23 protein-coding genes are annotated in these 25,768 nt (G+C 44.0%); 2 read left to right on the forward strand and 21 right to left on the reverse strand.

Annotation, left to right across the window (positions count from 1 at the left end):
• Nucleotides 1-2: 2 nt before the first annotated feature.
• The 12 genes from AC3ARB_RS09290 to AC3ARB_RS09345 all read right to left on the reverse strand — a co-directional run bounded on the left by AC3ARB_RS09290 (nucleotide 3) and on the right by AC3ARB_RS09345 (nucleotide 12,708).
• Nucleotides 3-770: a PHP domain-containing protein gene (locus AC3ARB_RS09290; protein WP_488320283.1), complete on the reverse strand. Its 768-nt coding sequence runs from the start codon at nucleotides 768-770 to the stop codon at nucleotides 3-5.
• Nucleotides 754-1,506 (reverse strand): glycerophosphodiester phosphodiesterase, encoded by a 753-nt coding sequence (locus AC3ARB_RS09295; protein WP_488320284.1) that lies wholly within the window; start codon nucleotides 1,504-1,506, stop codon nucleotides 754-756. Before AC3ARB_RS09295 ends, AC3ARB_RS09290 begins: the two co-directional genes overlap by 17 nt.
• A gap of 467 nt (nucleotides 1,507-1,973) precedes the next feature.
• Entirely contained in the window at nucleotides 1,974-3,407 is a 1,434-nt protein-coding gene (locus AC3ARB_RS09300) for an ATP-binding protein (protein ID WP_488320285.1), read from the reverse strand.
• Nucleotides 3,408-4,024: 617 nt separating this feature from the next.
• On the reverse strand, nucleotides 4,025-5,458 hold the full coding sequence (locus AC3ARB_RS09305) for an ATP-binding protein (protein WP_488320286.1): 1,434 nt from the start codon (nucleotides 5,456-5,458) through the stop codon (nucleotides 4,025-4,027).
• Between the two features lie 25 nt (nucleotides 5,459-5,483).
• Nucleotides 5,484-7,244 (reverse strand): DUF262 domain-containing protein, encoded by a 1,761-nt coding sequence (locus tag AC3ARB_RS09310; protein ID WP_488320287.1) that lies wholly within the window; start codon nucleotides 7,242-7,244, stop codon nucleotides 5,484-5,486.
• Entirely contained in the window at nucleotides 7,245-8,312 is a 1,068-nt protein-coding gene (locus tag AC3ARB_RS09315) for a restriction endonuclease subunit S (RefSeq protein ID WP_488320288.1), read from the reverse strand.
• Nucleotides 8,305-10,236 (reverse strand): HsdM family class I SAM-dependent methyltransferase, encoded by a 1,932-nt coding sequence (locus AC3ARB_RS09320; protein WP_488320289.1) that lies wholly within the window; start codon nucleotides 10,234-10,236, stop codon nucleotides 8,305-8,307. Before AC3ARB_RS09320 ends, AC3ARB_RS09315 begins: the two co-directional genes overlap by 8 nt.
• Before the next feature lie 318 nt (nucleotides 10,237-10,554).
• The gene (locus AC3ARB_RS09325) at nucleotides 10,555-10,914 is read right to left on the reverse strand and encodes a transposase (protein WP_488320290.1); all 360 of its coding nucleotides are present in this window, start codon (nucleotides 10,912-10,914) and stop codon (nucleotides 10,555-10,557) included.
• Complete coding sequence (locus AC3ARB_RS09330) at nucleotides 10,911-11,273, reverse strand: plasmid mobilization protein (RefSeq protein WP_488320291.1); 363 nt, start codon at nucleotides 11,271-11,273, stop codon at nucleotides 10,911-10,913. The genes AC3ARB_RS09325 and AC3ARB_RS09330 overlap by 4 nt, the downstream gene beginning before the upstream one ends.
• Nucleotides 11,266-11,556 (reverse strand): DUF5962 family protein, encoded by a 291-nt coding sequence (locus tag AC3ARB_RS09335; RefSeq protein WP_488320292.1) that lies wholly within the window; start codon nucleotides 11,554-11,556, stop codon nucleotides 11,266-11,268. The genes AC3ARB_RS09330 and AC3ARB_RS09335 overlap by 8 nt, the downstream gene beginning before the upstream one ends.
• A gap of 12 nt (nucleotides 11,557-11,568) precedes the next feature.
• Nucleotides 11,569-12,411, reverse strand: a complete 843-nt coding sequence (locus tag AC3ARB_RS09340; RefSeq protein WP_488320293.1) for a phage replisome organizer N-terminal domain-containing protein — start codon at nucleotides 12,409-12,411, stop codon at nucleotides 11,569-11,571.
• 12 nt (nucleotides 12,412-12,423) lie between these two features.
• Complete coding sequence (locus AC3ARB_RS09345) at nucleotides 12,424-12,708, reverse strand: DNA-binding protein (protein WP_065957486.1); 285 nt, start codon at nucleotides 12,706-12,708, stop codon at nucleotides 12,424-12,426.
• A 153-nt stretch (nucleotides 12,709-12,861) separates the two neighbouring features.
• Here AC3ARB_RS09345 and AC3ARB_RS09350 point away from each other — a divergent pair, with 153 nt between their 5' ends.
• Both AC3ARB_RS09350 and AC3ARB_RS09355 read left to right on the forward strand, forming a co-directional pair.
• Nucleotides 12,862-13,380 (forward strand): helix-turn-helix domain-containing protein, encoded by a 519-nt coding sequence (locus AC3ARB_RS09350; protein ID WP_488320294.1) that lies wholly within the window; start codon nucleotides 12,862-12,864, stop codon nucleotides 13,378-13,380.
• 56 nt (nucleotides 13,381-13,436) lie between these two features.
• Complete coding sequence (locus AC3ARB_RS09355) at nucleotides 13,437-14,591, forward strand: site-specific integrase (protein WP_488320295.1); 1,155 nt, start codon at nucleotides 13,437-13,439, stop codon at nucleotides 14,589-14,591.
• A gap of 138 nt (nucleotides 14,592-14,729) precedes the next feature.
• Here AC3ARB_RS09355 and rpsI read toward each other — a convergent pair whose 3' ends face one another.
• The 9 genes from rpsI to AC3ARB_RS09400 all read right to left on the reverse strand — a co-directional run bounded on the left by rpsI (nucleotide 14,730) and on the right by AC3ARB_RS09400 (nucleotide 25,767).
• The gene (gene rpsI, locus AC3ARB_RS09360) at nucleotides 14,730-15,122 is read right to left on the reverse strand and encodes a 30S ribosomal protein S9 (RefSeq protein ID WP_488320296.1); all 393 of its coding nucleotides are present in this window, start codon (nucleotides 15,120-15,122) and stop codon (nucleotides 14,730-14,732) included.
• Nucleotides 15,123-15,142: 20 nt separating this feature from the next.
• Nucleotides 15,143-15,589: a 50S ribosomal protein L13 gene (gene rplM / locus AC3ARB_RS09365; RefSeq protein ID WP_488320297.1), complete on the reverse strand. Its 447-nt coding sequence runs from the start codon at nucleotides 15,587-15,589 to the stop codon at nucleotides 15,143-15,145.
• 333 nt (nucleotides 15,590-15,922) lie between these two features.
• Entirely contained in the window at nucleotides 15,923-21,214 is a 5,292-nt protein-coding gene (locus AC3ARB_RS09370; protein ID WP_488320298.1) for a S8 family serine peptidase, read from the reverse strand.
• Between the two features lie 149 nt (nucleotides 21,215-21,363).
• A complete protein-coding gene (locus AC3ARB_RS09375; protein WP_488320299.1) occupies nucleotides 21,364-21,558 on the reverse strand; it encodes a helix-turn-helix transcriptional regulator in 195 nt (64 codons plus the stop codon).
• Nucleotide 21,559: 1 nt separating this feature from the next.
• Nucleotides 21,560-21,934, reverse strand: a complete 375-nt coding sequence (locus AC3ARB_RS09380; protein WP_488320300.1) for a hypothetical protein — start codon at nucleotides 21,932-21,934, stop codon at nucleotides 21,560-21,562.
• A 33-nt stretch (nucleotides 21,935-21,967) separates the two neighbouring features.
• Nucleotides 21,968-22,447 (reverse strand): hypothetical protein, encoded by a 480-nt coding sequence (locus tag AC3ARB_RS09385; RefSeq protein WP_488320301.1) that lies wholly within the window; start codon nucleotides 22,445-22,447, stop codon nucleotides 21,968-21,970.
• A gap of 24 nt (nucleotides 22,448-22,471) precedes the next feature.
• On the reverse strand, nucleotides 22,472-22,993 hold the full coding sequence (locus tag AC3ARB_RS09390) for a hypothetical protein (protein WP_488320302.1): 522 nt from the start codon (nucleotides 22,991-22,993) through the stop codon (nucleotides 22,472-22,474).
• A complete protein-coding gene (locus AC3ARB_RS09395; RefSeq protein ID WP_488320303.1) occupies nucleotides 22,990-23,547 on the reverse strand; it encodes a hypothetical protein in 558 nt (185 codons plus the stop codon). The genes AC3ARB_RS09390 and AC3ARB_RS09395 overlap by 4 nt, the downstream gene beginning before the upstream one ends.
• A 360-nt stretch (nucleotides 23,548-23,907) precedes the next feature.
• A complete protein-coding gene (locus AC3ARB_RS09400; protein ID WP_488320304.1) occupies nucleotides 23,908-25,767 on the reverse strand; it encodes a proline--tRNA ligase in 1,860 nt (619 codons plus the stop codon).
• Between the last annotated feature and the right edge of the window lies 1 nt (nucleotide 25,768).

Raw genomic sequence — 25,768 nt, forward strand, 5'->3', positions numbered from 1 at the left:
TCTTAACCTTTCTTCTTAAAGTCATCAAAGTAAGTCAGGACCTCAATCCCCAATTCTTCCGCAAAGGCCTCGGCCTTCTCAATGGGCTCACCAACCAAGTGCTCAGGGTCGTGGGCATCCGAGTTAATCAGGTAACGCAGGTCATAGCGTTTGGACAGCTCAAAGGCCCGTTTGTCAGGGTATTCCCGACCGTCACGGAGGCCGTTGGCATTGATTTCAACAGGAATGTCCAGTTTCTCACAGACGGCAAAGACCTGCTTGAGGGCTCCTTGAGCATAATCATCCCAGTCAGGATAACCAACCAGCACCAAGTCTGGGTGGGCCAGGAAGTGGAATTTTCTGGTCTCTAAGGCCTCTGACACCTCGTCCGCATAGAGTTGGAGTTCCTTTTTCCCCTTAGGGGCAAAATGGTCCACCTCACGGTTCTTGCCAGACCGATGCTGACCAAGCACAAAGAGCTCGTAGCCGTAGTCCTTGGCAAACATGTCGTAGGCCGCCAGACTTTCCTTGTAGAACTCGCACTCCCAGCCCTTGTAGATTTTGATTTTGCCCTCGTATTTGGCAATGGCGGCGTTCAGGGCCGCATCGTAGGCTGGAAATTCCTCCCATTGCAGGCGGCGAGGGTCCAGGTTATCCTCATGGGGAACGTGTTCAGTGATGGCCATCTCTGTCATGCCATAAGCCAGGGCTTTTTCGATATAGTCTTCAATCTCACCGACCCCGTGTTTGCACCAACGGGTATGAGAATGGTAGTTAGCAACTTGTTTCATGAGATTCCTCCAATAGATTTAAGATGGTTTCTGGGTAATCACTCTCGATGAGATTGACACCCAGGTCTAAGGCAAGCTCGAGGTCTGCTCTGCTATTGACCACCGAACCGTCCACCAAATAGCCCGCCTGCTTCAGGTCAGCCACCAAAGCTGGGGTCAGGTCCGATAAAAAGTTGAGGTAGATATCGGCCCCCAGGTCAGCCATGAACTGGGCAGGCTGCTCAGGACGCTCTTGGCAGATAACCCCAAGCGGCAGGTCAGGCTCCTGGGCCTTCATGAGCCGCAGCAGGTCCAGGTCTTTTCCAAAAACAAAGCACTGACGCACAAAGTTCTTTTGCTGAATCAGCTCAACCAACTCTTGGCCCAGAGGCAAGCGGTCCTCGGCCATCTCAGGGTAGCGGAGCTTGAGCTCAAAGGCTAGCCCCATGTCATGGATTTTGGCCCAGTCAATGGCCTCAGCCACCGTGCAAAGGTCAAAACTGGCTTGTAATTGGGCCAGGGTATAGTCCCGAACCATGCCGGTCAAACTGGTCTTCTGACTCAAGTCATGGTCGTGGTAGAGCACCAAAATCCCGTCCTTGGTCAGCTGAACATCCACCTCCACATAGGGAATGCCTTTGCCAAGAACTGTGTCAAAGGCTGCCAGGGTGTTTTCACGAACACCCTCCAAAATCTGGCCGCGATGCCCCCCGACAACCATCTGGGATGAGCGTTTTAGGCTTTCAATCAAATCCATACCGTCCTCCTTTAACCGCTTTCATCTCCTTCTATTATCGCTTATTTTAAGCAAATAAACCATTAAGTCATGTTTCCAAAATGATAAGATTTGTGACCTCAAAAACTAATGGTGTGAACCTTTCTCAAAAACCACCAAAAAAAGCACCTCTGGTGTGAACCATAAGGTGCTTGAAAGGTTGATATATCGCTGATAATTAACGTTTTGAGAACTGGCTAGCTTTACGAGCTTTCTTAAGACCTGGTTTTGGGTGTCAGAAGTAAAATGCCTGTAAAAGACTATTAAATCAAGCTTTCAATACTCATTTTCATCTCAAATAAACACTTATAACCCAATCTTACAAACAATGGATTACCATTAGATTACCAAAAATCTGTTTTCGGAGCTTATGTAGTTGAGGAATATCGGCTACTGTATCCTACTGTATCCTACTGTATCCTACTGTATCCTACCTCTTAGAGGATAGACTAATTTTTCGTTAAAGTATAGTATTGATTTCTGTCATTTTTATTGGCACCATACCAGTCAACCATACCCAATTCTTGTAATTTTTTCATGGTTTTTACAATAAACTTACGACTTCTTCCTGTCAGTTCAATCGCTTTGGCCGTTGTCATTTTCTCACCTGAATTATACATGTAGTGAATCAGCAATTGCTCATCAGCATTAAGGTCGCCAAAATCAGAGAACTGTTTTTCTAGGCTGTCTCGTGTACGGAGATGGCGACTGACAATATTGTTTTCAAGCGTCAGAACCACCTTATTTCCAGGCTCTGAGTATTTTGGTTCATGGAGAAAGGCTGATTCCATTTCTGAATAGATCCGTTTAACACCTTCATTCATCTCACGAACCCAGCCAAACTCCGTCAGGGTTCTGGCAATCCGAGGATTTCTTGAAAACCGTTCATGCTTGATATTGTCAACGGTGACGATATTGGGCAATTTCCCTGGGCTATGAATTTCCAAGCGGTCATCAAACATGAGCACTCGAATATGATCGCCATAGACAGAGTAATCACGGTGAGTAACAGCATTGACAACACCTTCAAACCAGGCAAATTCTGGATATTCAGGCAAGATTTGGAATTGCCCATTGTCATCCAGATATTGGAACTCACGCAGCTGGGTACGAATAAAGTCACGAGCCTTGATAATCAGGCTTGGCAGGGCTTCTTCAAAGGTCACTTCCTTAATGACATTAAAGCTAGTTCCTGTTCCCATGTCCGTGCCATCAAACCGCTGAAAACGAACACGAGCTTGAGGGAAGAAAGCTGACGGGTATTTACTAAAGAGTAAGATGGCTGCCTTGGTTAATTTTCCATTGACCAAAAAACGCCGAGCTTTGAGAATTTCTTCGGTGGAACGGTCTGAAATATCAAATCGATTTTTGAAATCCTGAACCAGGTCATCATCGATGTCTTCCAAGGTTGCGTCAGCCACAACTTCATCCTCAAAGAAACGTTGTCCTTTATCATAGCTGAGTTGAGTTCGTTGTTCATAACTAAGTTTAACGGTCTCATCACCCTGACGCAGGTAAACCTCATCATTAGGCGCAGCAATCACTCGGTTTGAGGACAATTCAACTGAGATAACCAAAATCACATCTTCTTCACCCTTGTGATTAACCACAGGAATTTCTTCAAATGACAAATCCAGAGGAGTATCACGCATCTCACGGTCAATCTTTTTGAAGTCATCAATGGGATAGGCTCTACCATCTTTGAAGCCAGTAATGATGTTATTTTGCTTGTCGTCCTCAATACCGATGACCAGCTGGCCACCATCTGCATTAGCAAAGGCAATCAGGTGTTTAAGCAGTTCAGACGGTTTCTTTCGGGCGGATTTCCTGTCCAAATGTTGACTTTCTGGTGAGAATTGGTAGTGGGATAGGGTTTGATTCATGTCATTCTCCTGAGTGTTATAGCTCTATTATAGCACATCTCTAGAACTTTCTTACCTATACCTTATTATCCTAAGAAAGTTTACGTTAACACCTCAAACATTGTCCCTTCGGCTGTTGAAGAGTTCGCCTACCAAAATTTTAAAAAGTAATGGTGTGAAAAGTGGGGTGAACTTTGCTAAAAAACAAGAAAAAAGCACCCATGAGGTAAACTCTTGAGTGCTTTGAAACGTTGATATATCGCTGATATTAACGTTTTGAGAATTGGCTAGCTTTACGAGCTTTCTTAAGGCCTGGTTTTGGGTGATAGAAGTAAAATGTCTATAAAAGATTATTAAATCAAGCTTTCAATACTCAGTTTCATCTCAAATAGACACTTACAACTCAATCTTACAAACAATGGATTACCATTAGATTACCAAAAATCTGTTTTCGGAGCTTATGTAGTTGAGGAATATCGGCTACTGTATCCTACTGTATCCTACTGTATCCTACTGTATTCTACTGTATTCTACTGTATTCTACTGTATTCTACTGTATTCTACTGTATTCTACTGTATTCTACTGTATTCTACTGTATTCTACTGTATTCTTATTACTAATAGTACCCTGACTGCAATCACTTATCAACCAAAAGATAATATTGATTGCGGTCATTTTTGCTTGAACCAAACCAAGTGATGATTTCTAAATCACGAAGATGATGCAACATTTTAACAACAAACGAGCGACTTCTTCCCGTCAGCTCAATGGCTTTTGCGGTGGTCATCTTCTCACCAGAATTGTACATGTAATGAACTAGCAATTGCTCGTCGGCATTGAGGTCTCCAAAATCAGTAAACTGTTTCTCTAAACTGTCTCTGGTTCGTAGGTGTCGACTGACAATATTATTTTCAAGCGTCAGAACCACCTTATTTCCAGGCTCTGAGTATTTTGGTTCATGCAGAAAGGCTGACTCCATCTCAGAATAAATCCGCTTAACCCCTTCATTCATCTCACGGACCCATCCAAACTCCGTCAGGGTTCTGGCAAGCCGAGGATTTCTTGAAAACCGTTCATGCTTGATATTGTCAACGGTGACGATATTGGGCAATTTCCCTGGGCTATGAATCTCCAGTCGATCATCAAACATGAGCACACGAATATGGTCACCATAGACAGAGTAATCGCGGTGAGTGATGGCATTGACCAGACCTTCAAACCAAGCAAATTCAGGATACTCAGGCAAAATTTGGAATTGTCCATCGTCATCCAGATATTGAAATTCACGCAGCTGGGTACGAATAAAATCACGAGCCTTGATAATCAGGCTTGGCAGAGCATCATCAAAGGTTACCTCCTTGATGACATTAAAGCTAGTCCCTATCCCCATGTCCGTGCCATCAAACCGTTGGAAACGAACACGAGCTTGAGGGAAGAAAGCTGACGGGTATTTGCCAAAAAGCAAGATAGCAGCCTTGGTCAATTTTCCATTGACCAGAAAACGCCGAGCTTTGAGAATTTCCTCGGTGGAACGGTCTGCAATATCAAAGCGATTCTTGAAGTCCTGAACCAGGTCATCATCGATGTCTTCCAAGGTCGCGTCAGCCACGACTTCATCTTCAAAGAAGCGTTGTCCTTTATCATAGCTGAGTTGAGTTCGTTGTTCATAACTTAATTTTACCGTTTCATCCCCCTGACGCAGGTAAACTTCATCATTAGGCGCAGCAATCACTCGATTTGAAGACAATTCAACTGAGATAACCAAAATCACATCGTCTTCACCCTTATGGTTTCGCACAGGGATTTCTTCAAAAGATAAATCCAAGGGAGTGTCACGCATCTCACGGTCAATCTTTTTGAACTCATCAATGGGATAGGCTCTGCCATCTTTGAAGCCAGTAATGATGTTATTCTGCTTGTCGTCCTCAATACCGATGATCAGTTGACCACCGTCCGCATTAGCAAAGGCAATCAGGTGCTTGAGGAGCTCAGATGGTTTCTTACGGGCAGATTTTCTGTCCAAATGTTGGCTTTCTGGTGAGAATTGAAAATAAGATAAGTTGTCTGTCATATATTTTTCTCCACACCATCGTTTATTAGTTCAATAATTCTTCTATTTTCTCATAAAAGCACATAGCTAAGTATCTCCCTCTATTTTCGATAGATATGTCATTAAAATCATTTATATCCCATTCCATTGCATGTCTTTTCCTAAAGCCAGTATTTCCTTTTCTATGTTTTTTTATCAAAAATTCCTTCATCTGGTGATATCCTGATTTCTCATACTCTGACAACTTCAATCCAACCGCAATATCACCCAAATCATTATTAATTTGTTTTTCCAATACGACTAAATTCCCTATTGTATATTCTGGTGAAGTCACACCCGCACTAGCACTACTTTTGGGCTTAATGTGTTCAATTGAATATTCATCATCATCTCTCGTTCTATATTCAACACCAGCCCCATGGTTTGTTGTATCTAGCCAATTATTAAGTGTATATATAGCATACCGTGACAATAAATTTTCTTGTTGAACAGTATCCCATGTTCCTTCCTCATGAAACCGTAAGTGAGTAAAAACACCCGTGAAAGTCGACAAATCAGGTAAGTGATTTTTAATAGCTTCTTTTAAGCTAAGTATAGCACTAGATATATCGTTATCAGTTATTCTAATACCCCCCTGAACCGTCAATAATTGTTTACCAAATTCAAGATAGGCTAAATCAAGATCGGAATAATCTACTTGTGAGGTTATTACTCTTGTAAATTCAATAACCGTTAATAATTCAACTAGCTTCACTCTCTGTCTATTAGTTATAACTTGTAATCCCATAATAGCAGCCCATACTTGCTCAGAATTAGACATTTTAATTAACCATTTCAAATTGCGACCAATTTTGTTGTCATTCCCATCGGCATTGGCTTTCCATTTACTAATTGCTTCTGCACCCTGCAACCAATTTTGTAACAAGTTCAGATACTCTGATGATGGAAGTTTACCAAGAAATGATTTATAGAGTCCCTCTTGCTCTATTTTATAGTGAGTATCCCACCAGATTTTTATAAACAAATCGATTGATAAACCTAATGTTGAAGTCTTTTGCAGAAGCTTTTTCCACGATTTCAATACTTCATCATCACCAGTTGGAGGAAGTCGTCTCTCCGTCTCATAAAACAATTTATGCTTAATTAAATCAACATCACTCAACGACAACCCACGAGTATTCAATCTTCCAAAGAGTAGATTACTTTCCAGTTCATCATCTACCACAACGACTGACAGTTTCGTTTTATACAAATGTTCTAATAAAAGAGCTCTATCAATATCACTGTTTTCTTGAAGCATGGTTTTAAAATATACACAGGCTTGATGATAAGAATGTCGCTTCTCATCTTGCGTCAAACAAGAACCTTTCTTTTCTTGTTCCTCTTCCCTACTCAAACTACGACTCTGTTCAAGCAACCACCAAGAACTTAATTCAGCTATTTTTCGCCAGATTTCATTAGTATCAACATTATGAAATTTTAGAGGAAGGTAACCATTATTTTTTTCAATCTCAGTCAATGAAGCAATGAAAAGTAGTAGTGTAATAACTCGTTGTTGACCATCAACCAATTCAAATTCTTTATTTTGTGCATTCTTATAAACAATGATGTTTCCCCAATAATCAGTATCTATCTCTTTCTTAAAGGAGTGTACCAAATCATCAAACAATTCTTGCCATTGCTGTTCACGCCAAGAATACTCTCTTTGATAAATCGGAACTGAAAACTGATAGTTCTCCCCATCAACGCTTAGAAATTCCGAAAATAATTCTCTAATTGTACTTTCTTGAGAAACACTAATATCCATCTATTGTTTTATTCCCTGTTTAATAAGATTATTTTCTAATCGCTTTATGTACTGTTCCATAAAATCAAAATCGACGTGACCATCACTAGTAATTGGTAACAAAAGTTTTTCACGTTTCAATCGACCATCTGTCATCTCGCGACTAAAATGATACTTTTCTTGCATTTGTTTTTTGATAACTAACGAGAGAAAAAGATAATGGTATTTATTCAGATTATCTCCCTTAAATTGCGTCACATGGTCAGTAGCAATAAATTTATATGGATGATAGTACGCAAAACCGGCAGACACACCACCATTAGCAACGCTTAGACAATTTTGATATTCTCTAACGTTATCGTCATTACCAATAAATGCAATCACACCATTATTTCCCCCAGCAAAAGACACAATCGGCTTATTCCCAAATTGATAATTAGAAGAAATAATCCGCTTACCCCTTTTAGGTGTATGAAAAATATCTGTTACAAAAAACTCTCGCCACTCAACCTCATCTAAACCTCTAAAACCACTTATTTCATGCTGTTTAGGAGACTGATAGGTATTCTTGATTTGATTTGATTTGATTTGAACATATTCTTCCATAAATGTCCAGTCGGGCGTACCGTCATTTTTTACAGGTAAATAAATTGGTGTTTTACGCAATCGAACTGGTCGCCATTTTCTTGCATAAGAAAATGGTTCACCTGCCCTCTCCAACATCTTAATTAAAAACAGCGCTAAATGTTCAGTAAGTTCTCGGTCAGGTAAATACAAGGAGGTAACATCATGACTAGATGTATACTGATAAGGCATAAAATAAGCATGACCAACCGAACCATTATTAGTCACCGCAATCCAATTCGGTCCAAACAGCTTATTTTCAGTTGTTTTATCTGTCGCTTCTCCAGTCTTTGTCCATGTATATACAGTATCTACATCGGTATAACCTGTAATACCATTGTTTTTTTCAGTCGCTCCCAAAAATGGTAACTTCCCCCCTGTCATAGGTGGCTTTTTATTATAAAAGCCATCTACAACAATAAAAATTTCTTCTATTCTAAAGGATTTCCACTCTCTATTATTCATCATCATTTCCTTCAAATAAATAACCTCGTCCATGAACATACATATCAAACTGGAAACTTAAATAGTCAGCAATAGTTTTTTCAAAATCTTCGTCTGTTGGAATCTCATCATTGAAGTAATAAAAACTATGCAACCATTCATCGTCTGGTTGTACCGTGGATTTAACCATAAATTTAGTGGTATAGTCATCTTCATTTCCATTGATAACATCAAATAAGTATTGTCTCTTTTCCTTAGCTGATCCATCATTAACTAAGCCAATATGTTTACGAACAACAAAACCATCGTCCTCGAAATTAACAAACTTGACCTTTTTACGTTCGATATCATGTTTTTTACCTGCTTCAAAAATAGCGATGACTGGATTAGTTCCCACACCATGAAAGGTATTTTTATTAACTGTAATAACCATGTCCAACGTGTGTTTCTCAAGAATTTTTTTCTTGTATTCTTTTTCTTCCTTAGACTTTCCAACCATTGTCGATTGTGGGACAATAACTGCTAGCTTACCTCCCACGACTAACATATCTAAAGCATGCTTAATGAAATTGATTTCTGTCAACGTTTTATCTGTTTTCCCCTGTGAATAAGGCGGGTTGAATAAAATCTTATTGACATTCTGGGACTGCATCACCTCACCTGATACCGAGAACATATCATTGAGTTGTAGATTACTTTTTCCATCTCCACGCAAAATCATATTAGTGGTTGCAACTGTAAACATTTTTTCTTGCAATTCAATCCCCAAGAGCTGATGTTGCTTGATGTGTTTAACTTCCTCCTCATCTCTCGCTCTCTCTGTCATTCTATTCATAGCTGAAATCAAGAAAGCACCGCTACCACATGCCGGGTCAAGAACATAGTCATTAGATTGGATATCAATCAATTCTGTCATCAGTTCAGTGATATGGTGAGGCGTTAAAACAATTCCCAATCCATTACCATCACTGCCACCATATTTAACAAATTCCCCATAAAAATTTCCGAGAATATCATAATTAGTGTTTTGCTTAAAATGATGAATGACTTTAGCTTCTAATTTCTTTGCAAAATAATGTAGAGGAGATACTCCTAAAGTCACATTGGTTTCATTAAGTTTGATACTTGTTTCAAGAAAAGCAAATTTATTTAGGAGAATATTAACCTTATCCTCTGGCATAATTCCTTCTGTTTCAATATAATCTTTAACTGCTTTAAGAATACGCCTCCCATCATTATCAATAACTTTTCCCTTTTTATTTAGCTTATTACCCGTCAGCGTCTGAATATCAAAATCAGGCTCATTCAATGCTAAAAGAATGGCCGACACAACTGTTGCCTTATTCTCTCCTTCCAAAGACGCATAGTTGCGTAAATCCTCATGGAGTTCTCGAGAAACATTTTGTAACTCAAAAATTCGCTTTTGCTCCGCAGAGTACTCACCTAGAACATTTACCGAATACCATTCATTGATATTATCTGGGTGAATATCTTGTAAGCTAGAAAGTTTAGGTAGAATTCGTTCACTCACCTGACCATCTGCTATGCTTACTAAAACAGGCTGAATTTCGTGCGATTCCTCATTTCCAGTTATACCAATAGCAATAACTTCATCAAATAGTGTGGCTTTGGTAACAATATGGTTGGCATAATGTACCGCTCCATTAACCGCAAAATGAACTAAAGACGAAATATCTTTGGCAATTCCCTCTTCATCCAAATTAATTAATCTTGAATTGTCTCGCTTGTCTTCAATAACAATTAAATAATCTAAAATTTGGAGAACAAATTCAGGCTTACCAACACCCGTTTTCCCCTGCTTGCTAGCACCCTTAAGTGCTTTTGCAATCTCGGGATGAGACGAACCTTGCTCATCGTAACGAACACCAAACCTCTCTATCTCTCTTCTAACATACTGATCTGTTAGTGTTAATTCATTAACCATATTCTCCGCCTCTGTTTTCTTTTTCCTTTCTATTATACCATTTTCTAACCTTATCTCGAACTATTTTCTCAAGGGGGTTGGGGCTTTGCCCCAAGTGTTAAAATCCATCACCTAAAGGAGCTGTCTGCTCACTCTTGGTGATGGATTTTTTGCGATAGTGTGTATACACTATCTGAGCTCGCAAAGACCTAAACTCAAGTTTCTAAGTCCTTTCTCATTGTCCCGGGTCGGATACGGGGATTGATATTGCAAGGCAACTGATTTTTCAGAAGAATACAAGAAAACCGCTGGCAGCTGCCAACGGCTTTGTTCACTTATTTATTTTTTGCTCGGCTTTTTCCTGGGTTTAACTGAGAGTTCCCTCTCCAATTCCTCCATCAATCGAGTCACCAGCTGACCAAGCTCTATAAAATCCGATTGCGAAATCATTCCAACCTGAGTTGACAACTTAGCAATCGCATTGATTGATCGACCAATCTGAATCAAGTTCTCTGTCATTGGCTCATACTCAGGAAAGCTAACTGTCCATGAGGCTAGTTCATTGTTAAAAAGTTTCTTTCTGGCATAGGCTGAAAAATTCGTCTCCTCTTCCTCAGCCATCAAAGCTAGCAATCTGGTATTTTCTTCTTCAGTCAGAAAGACTTGCTTCACAACATTCTTGATTCTCTTCTTCCTCAATCCACTTTTGATAGCAATCTCTCCTTCTTCTGTTTATGGCGTTTGAGTAGCACTTTTTCATACTTTCCAATCATTTGAACACTATATCCCGTAGCTCGCATGGCTTGAATATTCTGAGATTCTTCTGCAATCCTTGATAGCTGATTCAAATTATTATTGATACGCCTCAAGGAAAATATCAACGACTCAAACGATGTTTCATCAAATGTCACGACAATAGGCTTTTTCTTGAACAACATTTTCCTAGCATAGCTGGAAAAATTTCTTAATCCTGTATAGCTGATAAGATAATCTAAGGCTTGATTCTGTGATTCAGTAATGTAGAATTTTTTTAGAACTGTCCGATAGCGTTCAGCCATGCTGCACCTTCTTTCCATAAAATTCCGCCTGAACAACATCATGCTTCCGTAAACATTCCACCAGGGTTTGATAGTCATGTAGCAAACCTACTTCTAAATCTGGAAAGTCATTTTCCTTGGTTTCGATAATAACTTCCAACTGACTAACAATTTCTCTGACTGAAAAGCTGTAATCCAACGTCTCGGCTTCATAGTCTTGTTTTAACTCTTGATAGTGTTCAAATTCATCTTGCGACTTAAAACCAGCCACCAGCATGTTCTCAAGTTGATAATAATCCGTCATTTCTTCTTACCTCTATTTCTTTTGATACTTTCTTCTAGCATTTTCATGGGCAATGGCTTTCGCTTCTAACAACCTCTCCTCTTTTAACCGTTCTATGGAACTGATTAGATAAGCTAGGGGAGATTCTACATCTTCTGGAATCCTATCAATCATAGCCAAAACCTCATCACTTGTCATGTAGCCATCACTCAAAAATTGACCAATTAGCATCTTTTGTTGATGAGTCAGACTATAGTTGTAAGGATAAATAAACTTTTCGTTGTACTTGTCTGCAATGATTTGTAGCAGAGAATAATATTCAGGTTTGATATAAGGTTGAGTCTCTCTAGAACTATTATCCAGTATAGTCTTATTCTCCTTCTTACTCTTGTTCTTAATCTGTTGCGTTACTTGACCGTTACCATCCGTTACATGTAACGCTTCTGTAACGTTACATTCCAGCTTTAACTGCTCTTTGCCATTGACCACCGCTTTTTGCTTTTGACGAAAGCGTGTTACCCTTTCTCTAGTTTGCTGACGAATTTTCTCAAGGCCATCAATATTCTGATGTTTTTCCCAGTTAGGAATGGTGACAGCACCATCTACAAAGGCTATCATGCTAAACTGTTCAAAGGTCTTTAAGGCTAACTTGACCGTTGTAGCTTTTCGCCTGAAAACTGTCGTCAGCATTTCCTCCGTGTAAAAGATTTTATCACCTAGAGCTAATACGCCACTATAATTCTGTTTGCCCGCTAAGACTAACAACTTGAACCAAATAACAATTAGGGTATCACCCTCTGGCATTGATTCAATCAACTGAATCTTTTCGTCATCAAAAATATCCGTTGTTATCTTAATCCACCGAACATCACTCATAAATGTTCCTCTTTATCTTTCATATTGCTTCAACCAGCGTGTCACAGCCCGTTTATCGTAGAGAGTTACACCATCTATCACCATAGTTGGCATGCCCTCACGTGTCCATTTTTGCAAAGTGGTTGTGGAAACATCTAACCATCTTGCTAAAGCGGCCATTCGCACCATCGGTTTGTAGAGCTCTTTATCCTCTAAAGCTCGCTCCACTGCTGTTGCAATCATCTCATCATAGTGAGCTCGTAATTGCTTTTCTAGTGCTTTTGGAAGTTGGACAACTAAAGTTGTTTCTTCTGACATATCGTTACCTCATTTCTATTTTTCAATTAAATAAACTCCGAAATTTGTATATTTTTTTATACATTTTAAATTATATATACTTTTTGTGTTTTTGTCAACTAAAATTATACTTTTTGTATTGAATGTGTTACAATATCTAATAGGAGGTTACCCATGACCAATAATATCGCCAAACTTATCGAAGAAAGTGGCAAAAAAATAAAAATTATTAGTGAAGCACTCGATATATCTTATCCCACATTATCTAGCTACAATCAAGGTATACGGAAACCCAAAAAAGAAAATGCCCAAAAACTTGCGGACTACTTTGGTGTTTCGGTAGCCTATATTCTAGGTCTAGATGATGATAAGAACGCTCCATCTAATTTGAAAATCGTCGCAGATAGTTTTAAAACATCAGAAATCACCTCTGTGACGCCTTTTAAGAGCGATATGGATAGGCTTAAGAAAAGTATCGAGCTTGGAGAAATTCATCTGTCTATGCCTCTAAATGAGACGTTCTCAGATGAATTTAGACGTGTCTTATCAGGTTACTTGGTTGATTATGAAAATACATTTATCAAACATTTAATCAAGCACATGAACAGTCAAAATCGTGAATCAGATCTTTGGAAGACCTGGACTCAGACAGAAGAGTATCAAATTAGACGAACAGATCGCGAAAAAAAATAAGCTAACATTTCTCAATTACATAAGCTCCGAAAACTTGAATAATACGGAGGAATGTTATGTCAGTTCACAAATACCAATCACTTAAAGGAACAACCTATTTTGTCAAAATTTACCTTGGTCTAAACGACTATGGTAAGAAAAAGTATTACACCAAGCGTGGTTTCAAAACACGAAAAGCAGCCAAAGCTCACGAAGCTGCTGTCAATCATCAACTCAATAGCGGTACCTTTGTTCAACTTTTCCAGAAAACCACCTACACCTACCAAGAATTGTATGACAAGTGGTATCAAGCCTACCAAGACACTGTCGAAGCAACAACTGCGGTAAAGACCGCTGACCTTTTTCGCCTCCACATTCTACCAATTTTGGGCGATAAAAAGATTTCAAAAATCAGTCCTTTTGACTGCCAAACCTTTATCACAGATAAGGCAAAGTCCTACAAAAACATGAAGCAAATCAAATCCTATACTTCAAAGATTTTTGAATTTGCCATCAACATGAATTACATTGAACGTAATCCAATGAGCAAGGTGATTATGCCTAAAATCAAAAAAACTGCCAGCGAAAATTTCTGGTCAGTTAGTGAGTTGCAGCAGTTTTTGCAAATCATTTTAGAAAATGAACCTTACAAACATTTTGCCTTATTCAGACTATTAGCTTACAGCGGCCTACGAAAAGGTGAATTGTATGCTCTTAGATGGTCAGATTTTAATCCAGATACCCAATTACTAACTATCAATAAAAGTCTGGGTAGAATAGATGGTCATGCTCTTGAAAAAGGCACTAAGAACTCTTTTTCTGTACGCACTATCTACCTTGATGATGAAACGTGTGGCATACTCAACAAATGGAAACAAGAATCTATCCAAGAGAACGGCCAGCTACATACCGCACCTCTCTTCATAGAAGATAATTTTATGTTCACTTACTGCTCAAGAACAGGCGATATTGAACCTCTTCACGCTGACTACATCAACAACATTCTAAAACGAATTATTCGCCAGTATAAACTAAAGAAAATCAGTCCACATGGTTTTAGGCATACTCATGCAACACTGATGATTGAGATGGGAATAGACCCTGTCAATACTGCCAAACGGTTAGGACATGCCAGTAGTCAAATGACTCTAGACACCTATAGCCATGCCACAAAAGCTGGTGAAAAACATTCCATTACCAAATTCGCTGAATACCTCAATAGAGCTAACTAACCCTAGCTTTATTTTCCTAACTAAATTTAACCAGGTCTTAAGAGATTACCAAAAGGATTACCAAGCCCACTTTTCCACAAAAAAAGACACCTTGCAAGTGACTTGCAAAGTGCCTGTAAACGTTGATATAACTGGATATTAACGTTTTGAGAATTGTGAAGCTTTACGAGCTTTCTTAAGACCTGGTTTCTTACGTTCAACTTTACGAGCGTCACGAGTCAGAAGACCAGCGCGTTTCAATGAATCGCGGAAGTCTGGGTCAACTTGCAAGAGGGCACGGGCGATACCGTGACGGATTGCACCTGATTGACCAGCGTAACCACCACCAACAACGTTAACGAAAACGTCGTATGAACCAGCAGTTGATGTTACTGCAAATGGTTGGTTGATAACAAGACGGAGGTCAGCGTGTGGGATGTACTCTTCAACATCTTTTTTGTTGACAGTGATTTTACCAGTACCTGGAACCAAACGAACGCGAGCAACAGCGTTCTTACGACGGCCAGTACCTGCATATTGTGCTTTTGCCATAATCTCTATACTCCTTTCTCTTAGATAAGACCTGAAATGTCAAGAACTTCTGGTTGTTGAGCAGCGTGGTTGTGCTCGCCACCAACGAAGACTTTCAACTTCATGCCTTGTGCGCGTCCAAGAGTGTTGTGTGGCAACATGCCCTTAACTGATTTTTCGATCAAACGCACAGCGTTTTTAGAACGAAGCTCACCAGCAGAGATAGCCTTCAAACCACCTGGGTGGAGTGAGTGAGTGTAGTAGATCTTGTCAGTCGCTTTTTTACCAGTCAATTTCACTTTCTCAGCGTTGATAACGATAACGAAGTCACCAGTATCAGTGTGAGGGGTGAAAGTTGGCTTGTTCTTACCACGCAGTACGCTAGCAACTACTGCAGAAAGACGTCCAAGAGGTACATCAGTTGCGTCAACAACGTACCATTTGCGTTCAACTTGGCCTGGTTTAGCCATAAATGTTGTTTTGTTCATGGGTTCTCCTATATATAGTGAATATTTGTTTACAGGTGGTGGGTGTTCCGGCCCACCGAAAGTATTTGGAAGGTTCCGGGGCCTTTCAAATGGGGTAAACAATACCGTCTACTATCATACCAAGAATAGGCCTTGCCGTCAAGTGGTTTGCCTATTTTTTCTTTTGAAAAATGGCAGAGCTAACAATCACGCTAACACTTGTCCCGCAGATCTCCCTCACCAGCAAACGGCTTTGGACTACTAAGCCATCTCCTGCTAAAAATCGCCTCAGTTGCTCGGCTATTTCCCAAAAACAGCAACAGCGATAAGAACCTATCGCTGTTGACTGATGACTTAGTGTCGTGCTTGACGCTTGGTAAGGTAACCAAGGGTTACAAGGCTAAGCACTGCCCAGCCCAAGCTCACCAAGAAGTGGCTATCGCGGGCATTAGTTTGAGGGAGGCTCTTAGGTGATGGAGCGTTTGTTCCCCTAGCTTGACTGGCTGATGGGGCCTGCCCTGTTGGGCGAGGAGCAGCTACTGTTGGCTGAACAGACTGTTTAGGAGTAGATTTTCCAGTCTCTGAGCTGGCTTGACCGCTTGATTGAGGTGCTTTCGCGTCCTCTTTGGTCTTATCAGTCTCTTTTTCAGTCGGCATCGGCGGGGTGACTTGATTACCTTGGCCTGGCTCCTGAGCTTGAGGGCCTGGTTGAGGAGTTGGTGTTTTGTCAGGGACTGGCTTAGCTTCCTCCTTCTCCTTATCCGTTTCCTCACCAGTTCCTGTTGATGGTGGGGTCAAACCTGGTGTTGGAGCGACACCATCCAAAAGCTCATCAGCTGCCGTCAAGAGGGCAAAGGCCTCATCAACCTCCGCTTGAGTGGCTCTTGCTTTAGCCAACAAGACTGTGGCTTGAGCCAATTTAGCTTCAAAATCAGCCTTGTCTGCCTGAGCAGCATAGCGGTAGCGAACAGCATTGGTGGCAACCAGGGCTTGCGACGCTCCTACCAGTTGTTCCAAGGCAGATTTATCGGTCTCTTTACCGTCAAGAGACCTGATGGCTGCTTTCAAAGCGGCAAGGGCCTTATCAACTGCCTCCTGCTCACGGGCTGTCTTATGAGCTTCTTGAGCGGCTGCGAGAGCTTGGTCATAGGCTTCCTTAGCTGAGGCACTACCGTTATAGTAGGCTGGGGTTACAGTCACATCATCGGCAATAGTCGCTTCCAAGGCTGATTTGTCCGTTGGTTTGCCATCCAAGGCGTCGATGGCTGCTTTCAAAGCGACAAGAGCCTTATCAACTGTCGCCTGCTCACGGGCTGTCTTATGAGCTTCTCGAGCGGCTGCGAGAGCTTGGTCATAGGCTTCCTTAGCTGAGGCACTACCGTTATAGTAGGCTGGGGTTACAGTCACATCATCGGCAATAGTCGCTTCCAAGGCTGACTTGTCAGTTGGCTTGCCATCCAAGGCTTTGATAGCCTCGGTCAAAGCGGCAGTCGCAGCGTCAACATCAACTTGATCACGGGCTGTATCAAAGGCCTTGCGAGCACCTACCAAAGCTGTTTCGTAAGCCAGTTTGCTGGCTTCTGTGCCATTATAGTAAGCTGAAGTCGTGAACACCTCTTTGGCAATGGCTGCTTCCAAAGCTGACTTGTCAGTTGGTTTGCCGTCCAAGGCTTTGATAGCCTCGGTCAAAGCGGCAGTCGCAGCGTCAACTGTCGCCTGTGGGTTCTTGTTGTTGAGAACCTCAAGAGCTGCTGCCAAAGCTTTGTCGTAATCTGCTTTCAATTTAGGTGTAGCATTATAGTATTTAGGCTCTGACTTCACCTCTTCCTTGCTGGCCAGAATGAGGTCCGTCTTGTTAATCAGGGTAAAGCGGGTCAGGGACTGGCCATCTTCACCGACAACAACCGCCAAATCTTCCAGAATCTCATAACCTGCTGGCAGTTGAACCGCCAAGGTGTAGTCACCAACCGGAACCTCCTTACCATAGACTTGCTTGTTGTAACGAGCAACTGGTAGGTTGATTTGGGCACCTGAGGCATTTTCAAGAGCCACGGTGCTACCAGCTGGCAGGGTCTGGTCAAAGGCCACTACTGTGACTTGCTTGGCCAGAAGTTTCAAGAGGAAGTCAACCGTCTGACGGCTATTGTCCTCGGTCAAGTCAACCGTAAATGAGGTTTCGCCGTCCACCGCAGAACGCTCCGCGTCGTGGATGAAGAGGTCGATGGTGTAGGTGCCAAATGGCAACTTGAGCACATTCTTGGTCTCTGCGTAGCGAGGAATTTCCATCACCATCTCACCCTTGTCATTCTTAACGGAGAAGGAATGGGTCACGCTGGTTGGCTCACCTGTTTCGCTGTCAACCACACGCACCTCCAGCAAGCCATTCTCATTGCCAATGGTCACCAAGTCAGCCACCTTGGCTGAGGTCAGGTTACCGGCAAAGTCTTCCACAGTATAATAGAACTCTTTCAACTCGGCCAAATCAAGCGGCAGGGTGAAGCTACCATCTTCATTTTGAGCAATGTAAACCCGGTTGTCCACGATGCTCAACTTGCCAGAATCGGCGTCTTTTTCCACCTTGCTGGCATCACCGTCCGCATCACGCACCAGGTAGAAGACCCGCTCCCGCAAGAGGCCAGAAGGGCCATCTTCCACAGCTGGACGAGGGTTGAAGACAAAGGTCGCCTCATCGTAGGTCGCTGTTGTGATTTTTGGTACTTGACGGTCAATCAGCAAATCAAAGGTCATGGTCTGCTTATCCGCCCCAACCACATCTGGGTAGTAGGTCAGCACATACTTGTAGCTGCCATCCTCAAGGGCATTCCCGTCCTTATCTCGACCCAGAAACTCTGTTGGGAAGATGACGCTTGACTTCTCATTTCGAGGGTTACCACTAAAGAAGTTCTTACCGCCACCTGTAGGCTTACTGGCCCAAAGCGGCGTGTTCATCTCGGTATCATCCGCCTTATAAACAGCAGCCACCAGGTTGTTGTAACTTCTCAGGAAGACCCCACGCAGGGCAAGGGAATCTTGGTTGCCATCTCCGTTTGGTGAAATAGCAAAGCGGGGAACACCAGTTTCATCCACCTCCAGAACGAAGGCCCCAGCATCATTTTTGAAGGTTCCCAAGGTCTTGAGTTCAAAACCAGTCCGAGCATTGTTGTTAGAGTAAACCACATCACTGCTGTCCGTCACCAGACCAGTAAAGTTTTCCTTACCTGGGATGGCTTGACCAGCTTCTGGGGTAAAGTAAACCCCACCCTTACCATCGGCCAAGAGCTTGTAAACAGGCTCTTCCAAAACAGCCAAGTTAGCGAAATCACCCTTGAAACCAACGTAAGGGATGCTGACCACATCAGCCTCATCAGTTGGATCCACAAAGCGAACAAAGCCTTCCAGGTAGTAACCATTTGGCATGGCAGCCGTCGCATCTGCGGTAAATTCAGAGGTATCAACGGTGACGGTTACCGTCTTGCTACCACCAGCAGGCACCGTAATCACCTCGCCATCAAACTTGCCCAATTCAATCGGCTTCAGGATCATAAAGCCATTTTCAAAGAAGTCTGTGTTGACATGGGTCACATACTTGAGGGTCTTATCTTCCTTGGTGATGTTGTGAACAGTCACCTCAAAGCTGAAGGTCTCATCTACATTGCCCAAACTGATGCTACCGTAGTTTTCGGCCCCTGTCAGGTAGAGACCTGTCGAGATGGCTGCCTTGGTGTCCAAGACACCTGCCCCCTGCTGACGTGGCGAGGTGTAAGCCCCCATCTCAGTATTGACGTGCAGACGAGCTGTACTCATCATCAGGTACTTAACAAGAGCTTCGTATTCCTCAGCAGACTTACCTGGATAGGCTTCTTTCAGGTACTGTTTCACCAGAACGGCGGCACCAGCAACGTGTGGAGAGGCCATACTGGTTCCGTTCATGGAGTCGTATTTGTTATCGTTGATAGAGGCGTAGATACCGCCACCAGGAGCAGCCAGGTCTGGCTTCAATTCACCATCAGCACTCAAGCCCCAGCTAGAGAAATCAGAGAGTTTACCAGCTGCGGGGTGGGTAGACTTGTCCTTCTCGCCCTTGAAACTCAACTTGAGGGTTGGGTCGTCTTTCAAGGCATTACCAAATTCGTAAGGGATGAAGATGGATGGGATTTCCTTGGCCGTATCATCCAGGGACATGTTGATGTTGGCTGCACCAGCAGTGTGGTTGAAGACAACAACCCCGATGGCACCCCTGGCTGTCGCGTTGGCAATCTTCTCTGAGAAGAAGAGTTCGCCACGTTGAACCAGGGCCACTTTACCCGTCACATCGATACCGTCAAAGTCCTCAGGACGGCCCAAACCAGCGTAAACCAGTTCATACTCGGTGTTTGGCTCGAACTTGTTCTTGCTCAAATCAGGGTTGGTAAAGGAACTCTTACCGTTGTTCAGCTCGGCATTTCCCTCAAGACCAACGATTTGAACCACTTCACTCATGATGGTGGTGTTGTTGAAGGAAGCAACCGAAATAGCATCCCGAGCCGTTGATGGGCTACCCACCAAACCGTAGTCAGGGTTGGTCACTAGAGGGTTGCTGTGCCCAGAACCGAAAGTTCCGTCGTTACCACCCGCCATGACCACCGACACGCCAGCCTTACGGGCCATCTCGATGGCGGCAATCAGGTCTTCACCCACGTTGACCACGGAACCATTGGCCCCACCGAGACTGAGGTTGATGGCATCAGCCTTGAGTTTAACCGCATCCTTGATGGCTTGAACATAGAGGGCCTGACCAGTTGTCGAATGCACATCGGAGAAGACCCTCATGAACATGACCTGAGCTTCTGGCGCCACACCCATGATCAGTTCGTCGCCTACTGGCTGGCTTGGGTTACCTGTTGCGATGCCCGTCACGTGCATGCCGTGGGAACTGGTGGCCGCTTCCTTGAGGTCGGTGTTCACATCCACATAGTTGTAGCCAAAGACCACCTTGTCGCTGTACCATTGGCCGTAAGTGATGCCCGCTTCCGCCAGAGCCGCCTTCATCTGGTCCTCAGACTGGTACTTGGCCTTGGAGACATCGGTCAGTCTCATGGCATCGTGTTCGACATCCAAACCTGAGTCGATAACGGCCACGATCATGCCCTCACCCTTGTAGCCCGATTCCCAAGTTTCTGGAACAGTGATGATGGCATTGCTATCATTGTTTTGAGGAGTTGCGACGACAGGTGCAGCGGCTGCAGCGGGCTGAGCTGGCTTTTCCGTCACCACAGGCAGACCTGCCAGAGGATTCATTGCTGGAGCTGGGTTTTCAGCTGCTACTTCTGCTGCTGGTTCACTAGCTGATCTGGTCGCTGGAGTCACTGCTTCAACTGGCTCAACAGGTGCTTCAGGTGCGCTTTCTGGGCTAACGACAACTTCTGAAGTCGCTACAGCCTCTGGACTGGCTACTGCTTCTGAGGCTGATACCGCTTCAGAACTGCTGCCTGCTTCCGAGGCCACTTGGTCCGTTTGGTTGCTGAGCTGGGTCACAATAGCTGACGCAGCTGTTGTCACATCGGCTTGAACCTGTTGGACTCCTGAAAGGAAGAAGAAGGTACCGATTAACACCGATACTGCTCCAACCTTATATTTCCTTAATGAAAAACGTTCGTGTTTCTGCATTGGTCTGTTCTCCTTAAAATGTTACTAATAGCTAGGCTATTGGTTATATTAAAACACAAATTATCAAAATATTCAATAGTTTTTAGAAAATTTTATCTTTTCTAAAAACAAAGAACAACTGAAAAATTTTCAGTTGTTCTACACTCCAATTACCCCTCCCAGAAAAGCTCATCCAGGGTCTTGTCCAGAGCCTTACAAATGGCCACACAGAGGTTGATGGTGGGGTTATAGTCCCCTTTTTCGATGGCTGAAATGGTCTGGCGGGACACGCCAACCACATCAGCCAAGGCCTGCTGGGACAGGTCCTTGCCTGCCCGCGCAGCCTTTAGTCGCAAATTCTTCATGTCAGTCCTCCGCCTTGTCCTTGATGTGGCGGTAGAAAAGCGCCAGCAAGAGGCCAGCAAAACTGCCTGATAGGACAAAAAAGTTAATCCAGTCCTCGCCTGTCACCTGAACCGAGCCCACATTGACCCAAAAATGAAGCACCAGGGCCAGCAAACTAAGAGCGGCCAGGCCAGTCAAAGGGAGCAGGCTCTTGCCCAGGGGAGCCATGCAGAGCCCCCAGGCCAGAAGCATGCTGTACTTGTAGCTCTTGTAGGTGATTAAGAGCTGGCGCTCGTCGTAGCCCTTTTCCTGAGTGGCCAAACGACGGGCGACGCTGACAAAGAAGATTAGGGCCAAAAGAAAGAGGCCGGCAGTCATTTCAAAGGTTGTGTTCATAAAAAGTCCTCCAATCTGTTTAATACCTAAATGCTAGTCCTCGTCCGCCTCAGCCAACTTGTCCAAGCCTTTCCGATAAAGAAAGCTACAAGCCACGGCAAAGAGGTTGCCGTAGAGGACAAACATGCTGGCTGAACCCCCTCGACCAAAGATAACTGGCAGGGTCTTGTCCATCATCAGCATGTTCCAAACCGACCAAGCCATGACACCAAGTGACAGGACTGCTAGAAGTGGCGCTGTCAGGCTTACCAGCTTGACTGTCTTCGTATGCATGAAGGGATGGGCTCCCTTGATAATGCCGTAGCAAGTCTGAATACAAACCCCACTAATAAGGATGGCAAAGATCACAAACTCCCCTGAGACTACATTTTTCCAAAAGGCACCGAACACCAACTGCACCCAGAGAAGGAGAGCCAAACTCCAAAAACCATAGAAATAAGACTGGTAGGCAAATAGTTGCTGCCGTTCATCCAGTTGAGCGAAATAAGAGTTGTTTTTTGAGTTGTTTGTCATGATTATTTCCTCCTAAACTAGTGATTAATCAGCCTTGCATCGCTTTTCCCAAACTTCCTTGGCCGCAAGCGTCAGAACAATCAAGGTGAAAAAGAGAGCCTGGAAAAAGAGCATAGCACCATCCTTTTCAACAATATAGCTAAACCAGTCACCACCTACTAACAAATCATGACCTCTCAACAGTCGGTGCCAGCTCAGAACCGCTAGAATCAAAAGCCAGAAGAAGCTCCCCCTATGCTTGCCCTTATCCTGCCAGTTAAAGTAGGCATCGGTCCAAATGGCATAGACCGTCCAGCTACCAGCCCCTACAAAAATTGTTGACGCGTAGAAAAAGTGAGTCGATATCTGAAAGCTCTGATTCAGAAATAGCATGTAAAGCAAGGTGAACCAAATCAACATGGCATTAAAAGCCAGACTATAAGCCTTTCCCCTGGCTCGCTCCTGGCGCTCGTCAAAATTCTGGGACAGCACCCCGCCCTTCTTCACATAAATGGCCACCAGCCCAAAACCAAGGGCCAACATCACCAGCATCAGTAGATTTTTCATGATTGTTCCTCCTCCACTTCTTCTCGTTTTTCCTGCCACATGCGGTAGAAATAAATCCCACTCTCCACCAAACCAGATAGCGGGATAAAAAGCGCCTGCCCCGCTCCGCTATGTCCCCAAAACGCCGAAAAAGACTGCTCACTGGCCACCGTTACCGTCATGACCAGCATGCCCAGGCTGATGACCGCCAGGAGGCTAAAGAGCCTGTGGTAGTGCTGTGGCTTGGCGTTAAGGGCAAAGTAGGAGCCCGTCCAAATGTTATGAGCCGCAAGAACAGTCGCCGGTAGCCAGAAAAAGCTGGAGACCACAAAGCGCGCCGAAACGGTCGGGAAAATCCAGAAGCCCAAAACCATGTAGAGGGCTGCCAGCACAAACGTCGTGAAGACCGCATAGCCCAGCCCTTTTCTAGTGAGAAATTGCTGGCGCTCGTCAAAGACGGGTTGGTTCAGAGCCTTGAAAAACCCCTCCTTATGGTAGCGATGGACCAGGCGGAGCAGGTAAATGGTGCCCGCAAAGAGACCCAAGAGCAGTAAAGCAACAATCAGATAAGCCATGATAACAGCCTCCTTTGTAATTGGTTTTGTTAGTGTTACCCTTATTCTACTCCTTTAGATGATTTTTGTCAACTATATTTTACAAAAAGTTTTTTATTTTTGATAAAAATCATCTAGAACTGGGAGGCTTCGCTAAGTCAAAGTTGTTCGTTTCCTCCTTCTTATCACTCAAGCTGAAACGGTTAAAACCAGTGATGTGAGCTGGCTGATTGAGCGAGCCATTACAGACAAGATGATTGACTGCAGGACCAAACGGATTAAAACAAAAAGGACTTAGTCCTGTGCTATACAGAACTAAATCCTTTGCTTACATAAACTGTCCAACTTTTTTATGGTCAGTCCTCATTGCAAGACAGCCCTTTAATTGACTGACTGGGTCAAGATTTTCAGGGTTTCCAGCAGGTTTTCAGCATGAACTTCGATGCTGTCGCCTGTGGCCTTGATTTTGACTTCAACAATGCCTTCGCTGGCTTTCTTACCAACGGTGACACGGATTGGCAGGCCAATCAGATCGCTGTCTGAGAACTTGCTGCCGACCCGTTCGTTACGGTCGTCGGTTAGGACTTCATAACCTGCACCTTGCAAATCTTTTTCAAGTTTAGCCGTCAGGTCGTTGGCCTCTTCGTCCTTGACGTTAACGGTAATCAGGTGGACGTCATAGGGCGCCAATTCTTCTGGGAAGTTGATGCCCCAGGCAAACTTGAAGTCGCCTTTTGGTGTTTTGTTGACGAAGAGTCGAGCGTGTTGTTCAATCACGGCAGACAGGATACGGCTAACGCCAATCCCGTAACAGCCCATAATCATGGGAACAGCTCGGCCATTTTCATCCAAAACCTCCGCCCCCATGCTAGCCGAGTAGCGGGTGCCCAGCTTGAAGATGTGGCCAATCTCGATGCCGCGGGCGAACTGGAGGGTGCCCTTACCGTCTGGCGAGAGCTCGCCCTCTCGGACCTCGCGGATGTCCACGTAGTCAGCGGTAAAGTCACGATCAGGGTTGACACCGGTGTAGTGGTAGCCGTTGTCGTTGGCACCAGCCGCAGCGTTGGCCAGGTCCTGAACCTTGCGGTCGGCGATGATGCGGATGTTTTCCGCCAGGCCAACTGGGCCAAGAGAACCGAAGTTGGCACCTAAGTGTTGAAGGGCTTGATCCTCGGTCGCAGGCTCAAGGAAGTCGGCACCTAGGTAGTTTTTGAGCTTGACATCGTTGACCTGGTCGTTGCCGACAAGGAGGGCCAGAACAGGCTGGTCGTCAGCCATGAAAAGCAGGGTCTTGATGGTCTGGCTCTCGTCAAGAGACAGGAAGGCTGCGACCTCGTCGATGGTCTTGCAGTCAGGGGTCTCAACCTTAACCAGCTCGTCTTGGGTAACCACCTTTTGTTTTGGCTGGTAGAAATCGGTCGCCATTTCCAGGTTGGCGGCATAGCTGGACTCGCTAGAGTAAACAACCGTGTCCTCACCAGACACCATCCAGTTGGTCAATTCAGCCTTGATTTGGTCCAGCACATCTGCTGGAATTTCCTCGATAGAGGCAATAGACTTGTCCAAGACCAACCAGCGGTTGAGATCGGTCCGGTCTGGGGTGATGGCCATGAATTCTTGGCTATCCTTACCGCCCATGGCCCCACCGTCACCGATGATGGCCTTGAACTCCAAACCAGCACGGGTAAAGATGGCCTCGTAGGCCTTGCGGTAGTCTTCGTAGGTCACATCCAGGCTGTCATAGCTCTGGTGGAAACTGTAAGCATCCTTCATGATGAACTCACGGGTACGGAGAAGACCATTCCGAGGGCGTTTTTCATCACGGTACTTGGATTGGATTTGGTAAAGGCTCAAGGGAAGTTGCTTGTAAGACTTGACCGCATCACGGACCAACATGGTAAAGGTTTCTTCGTGGGTTGGCCCCAAAATGAAATCCGACTGGTCACGGTTTTTGAGCTTGTAAAGGTCAGCACCGTAGGTCTCATAACGGCCTGATTCCCGCCAAAGGTCGGCCGTCAAGAGGGCTGGCGCCAGCATTTCCACGGCACCAATTTTGTCAAATTCTTCCCGCATGATTTGCTTAGCTTTTTCAATGACACGGTTGGCCAGGGGCAAATAAGCATAGATACCAGCTGAGACCTGGCGGACATAACCTGCCCGCACCAGGAGGGCATGGCTAATTACCTGGGCCTCACTTGGCATTTCACGCAGGGTTGGGATGAGTAAATTACTTTGTTTCATA

The sequence above is a fragment of the Streptococcus sp. ZY171113 genome, assembly GCF_057748235.1.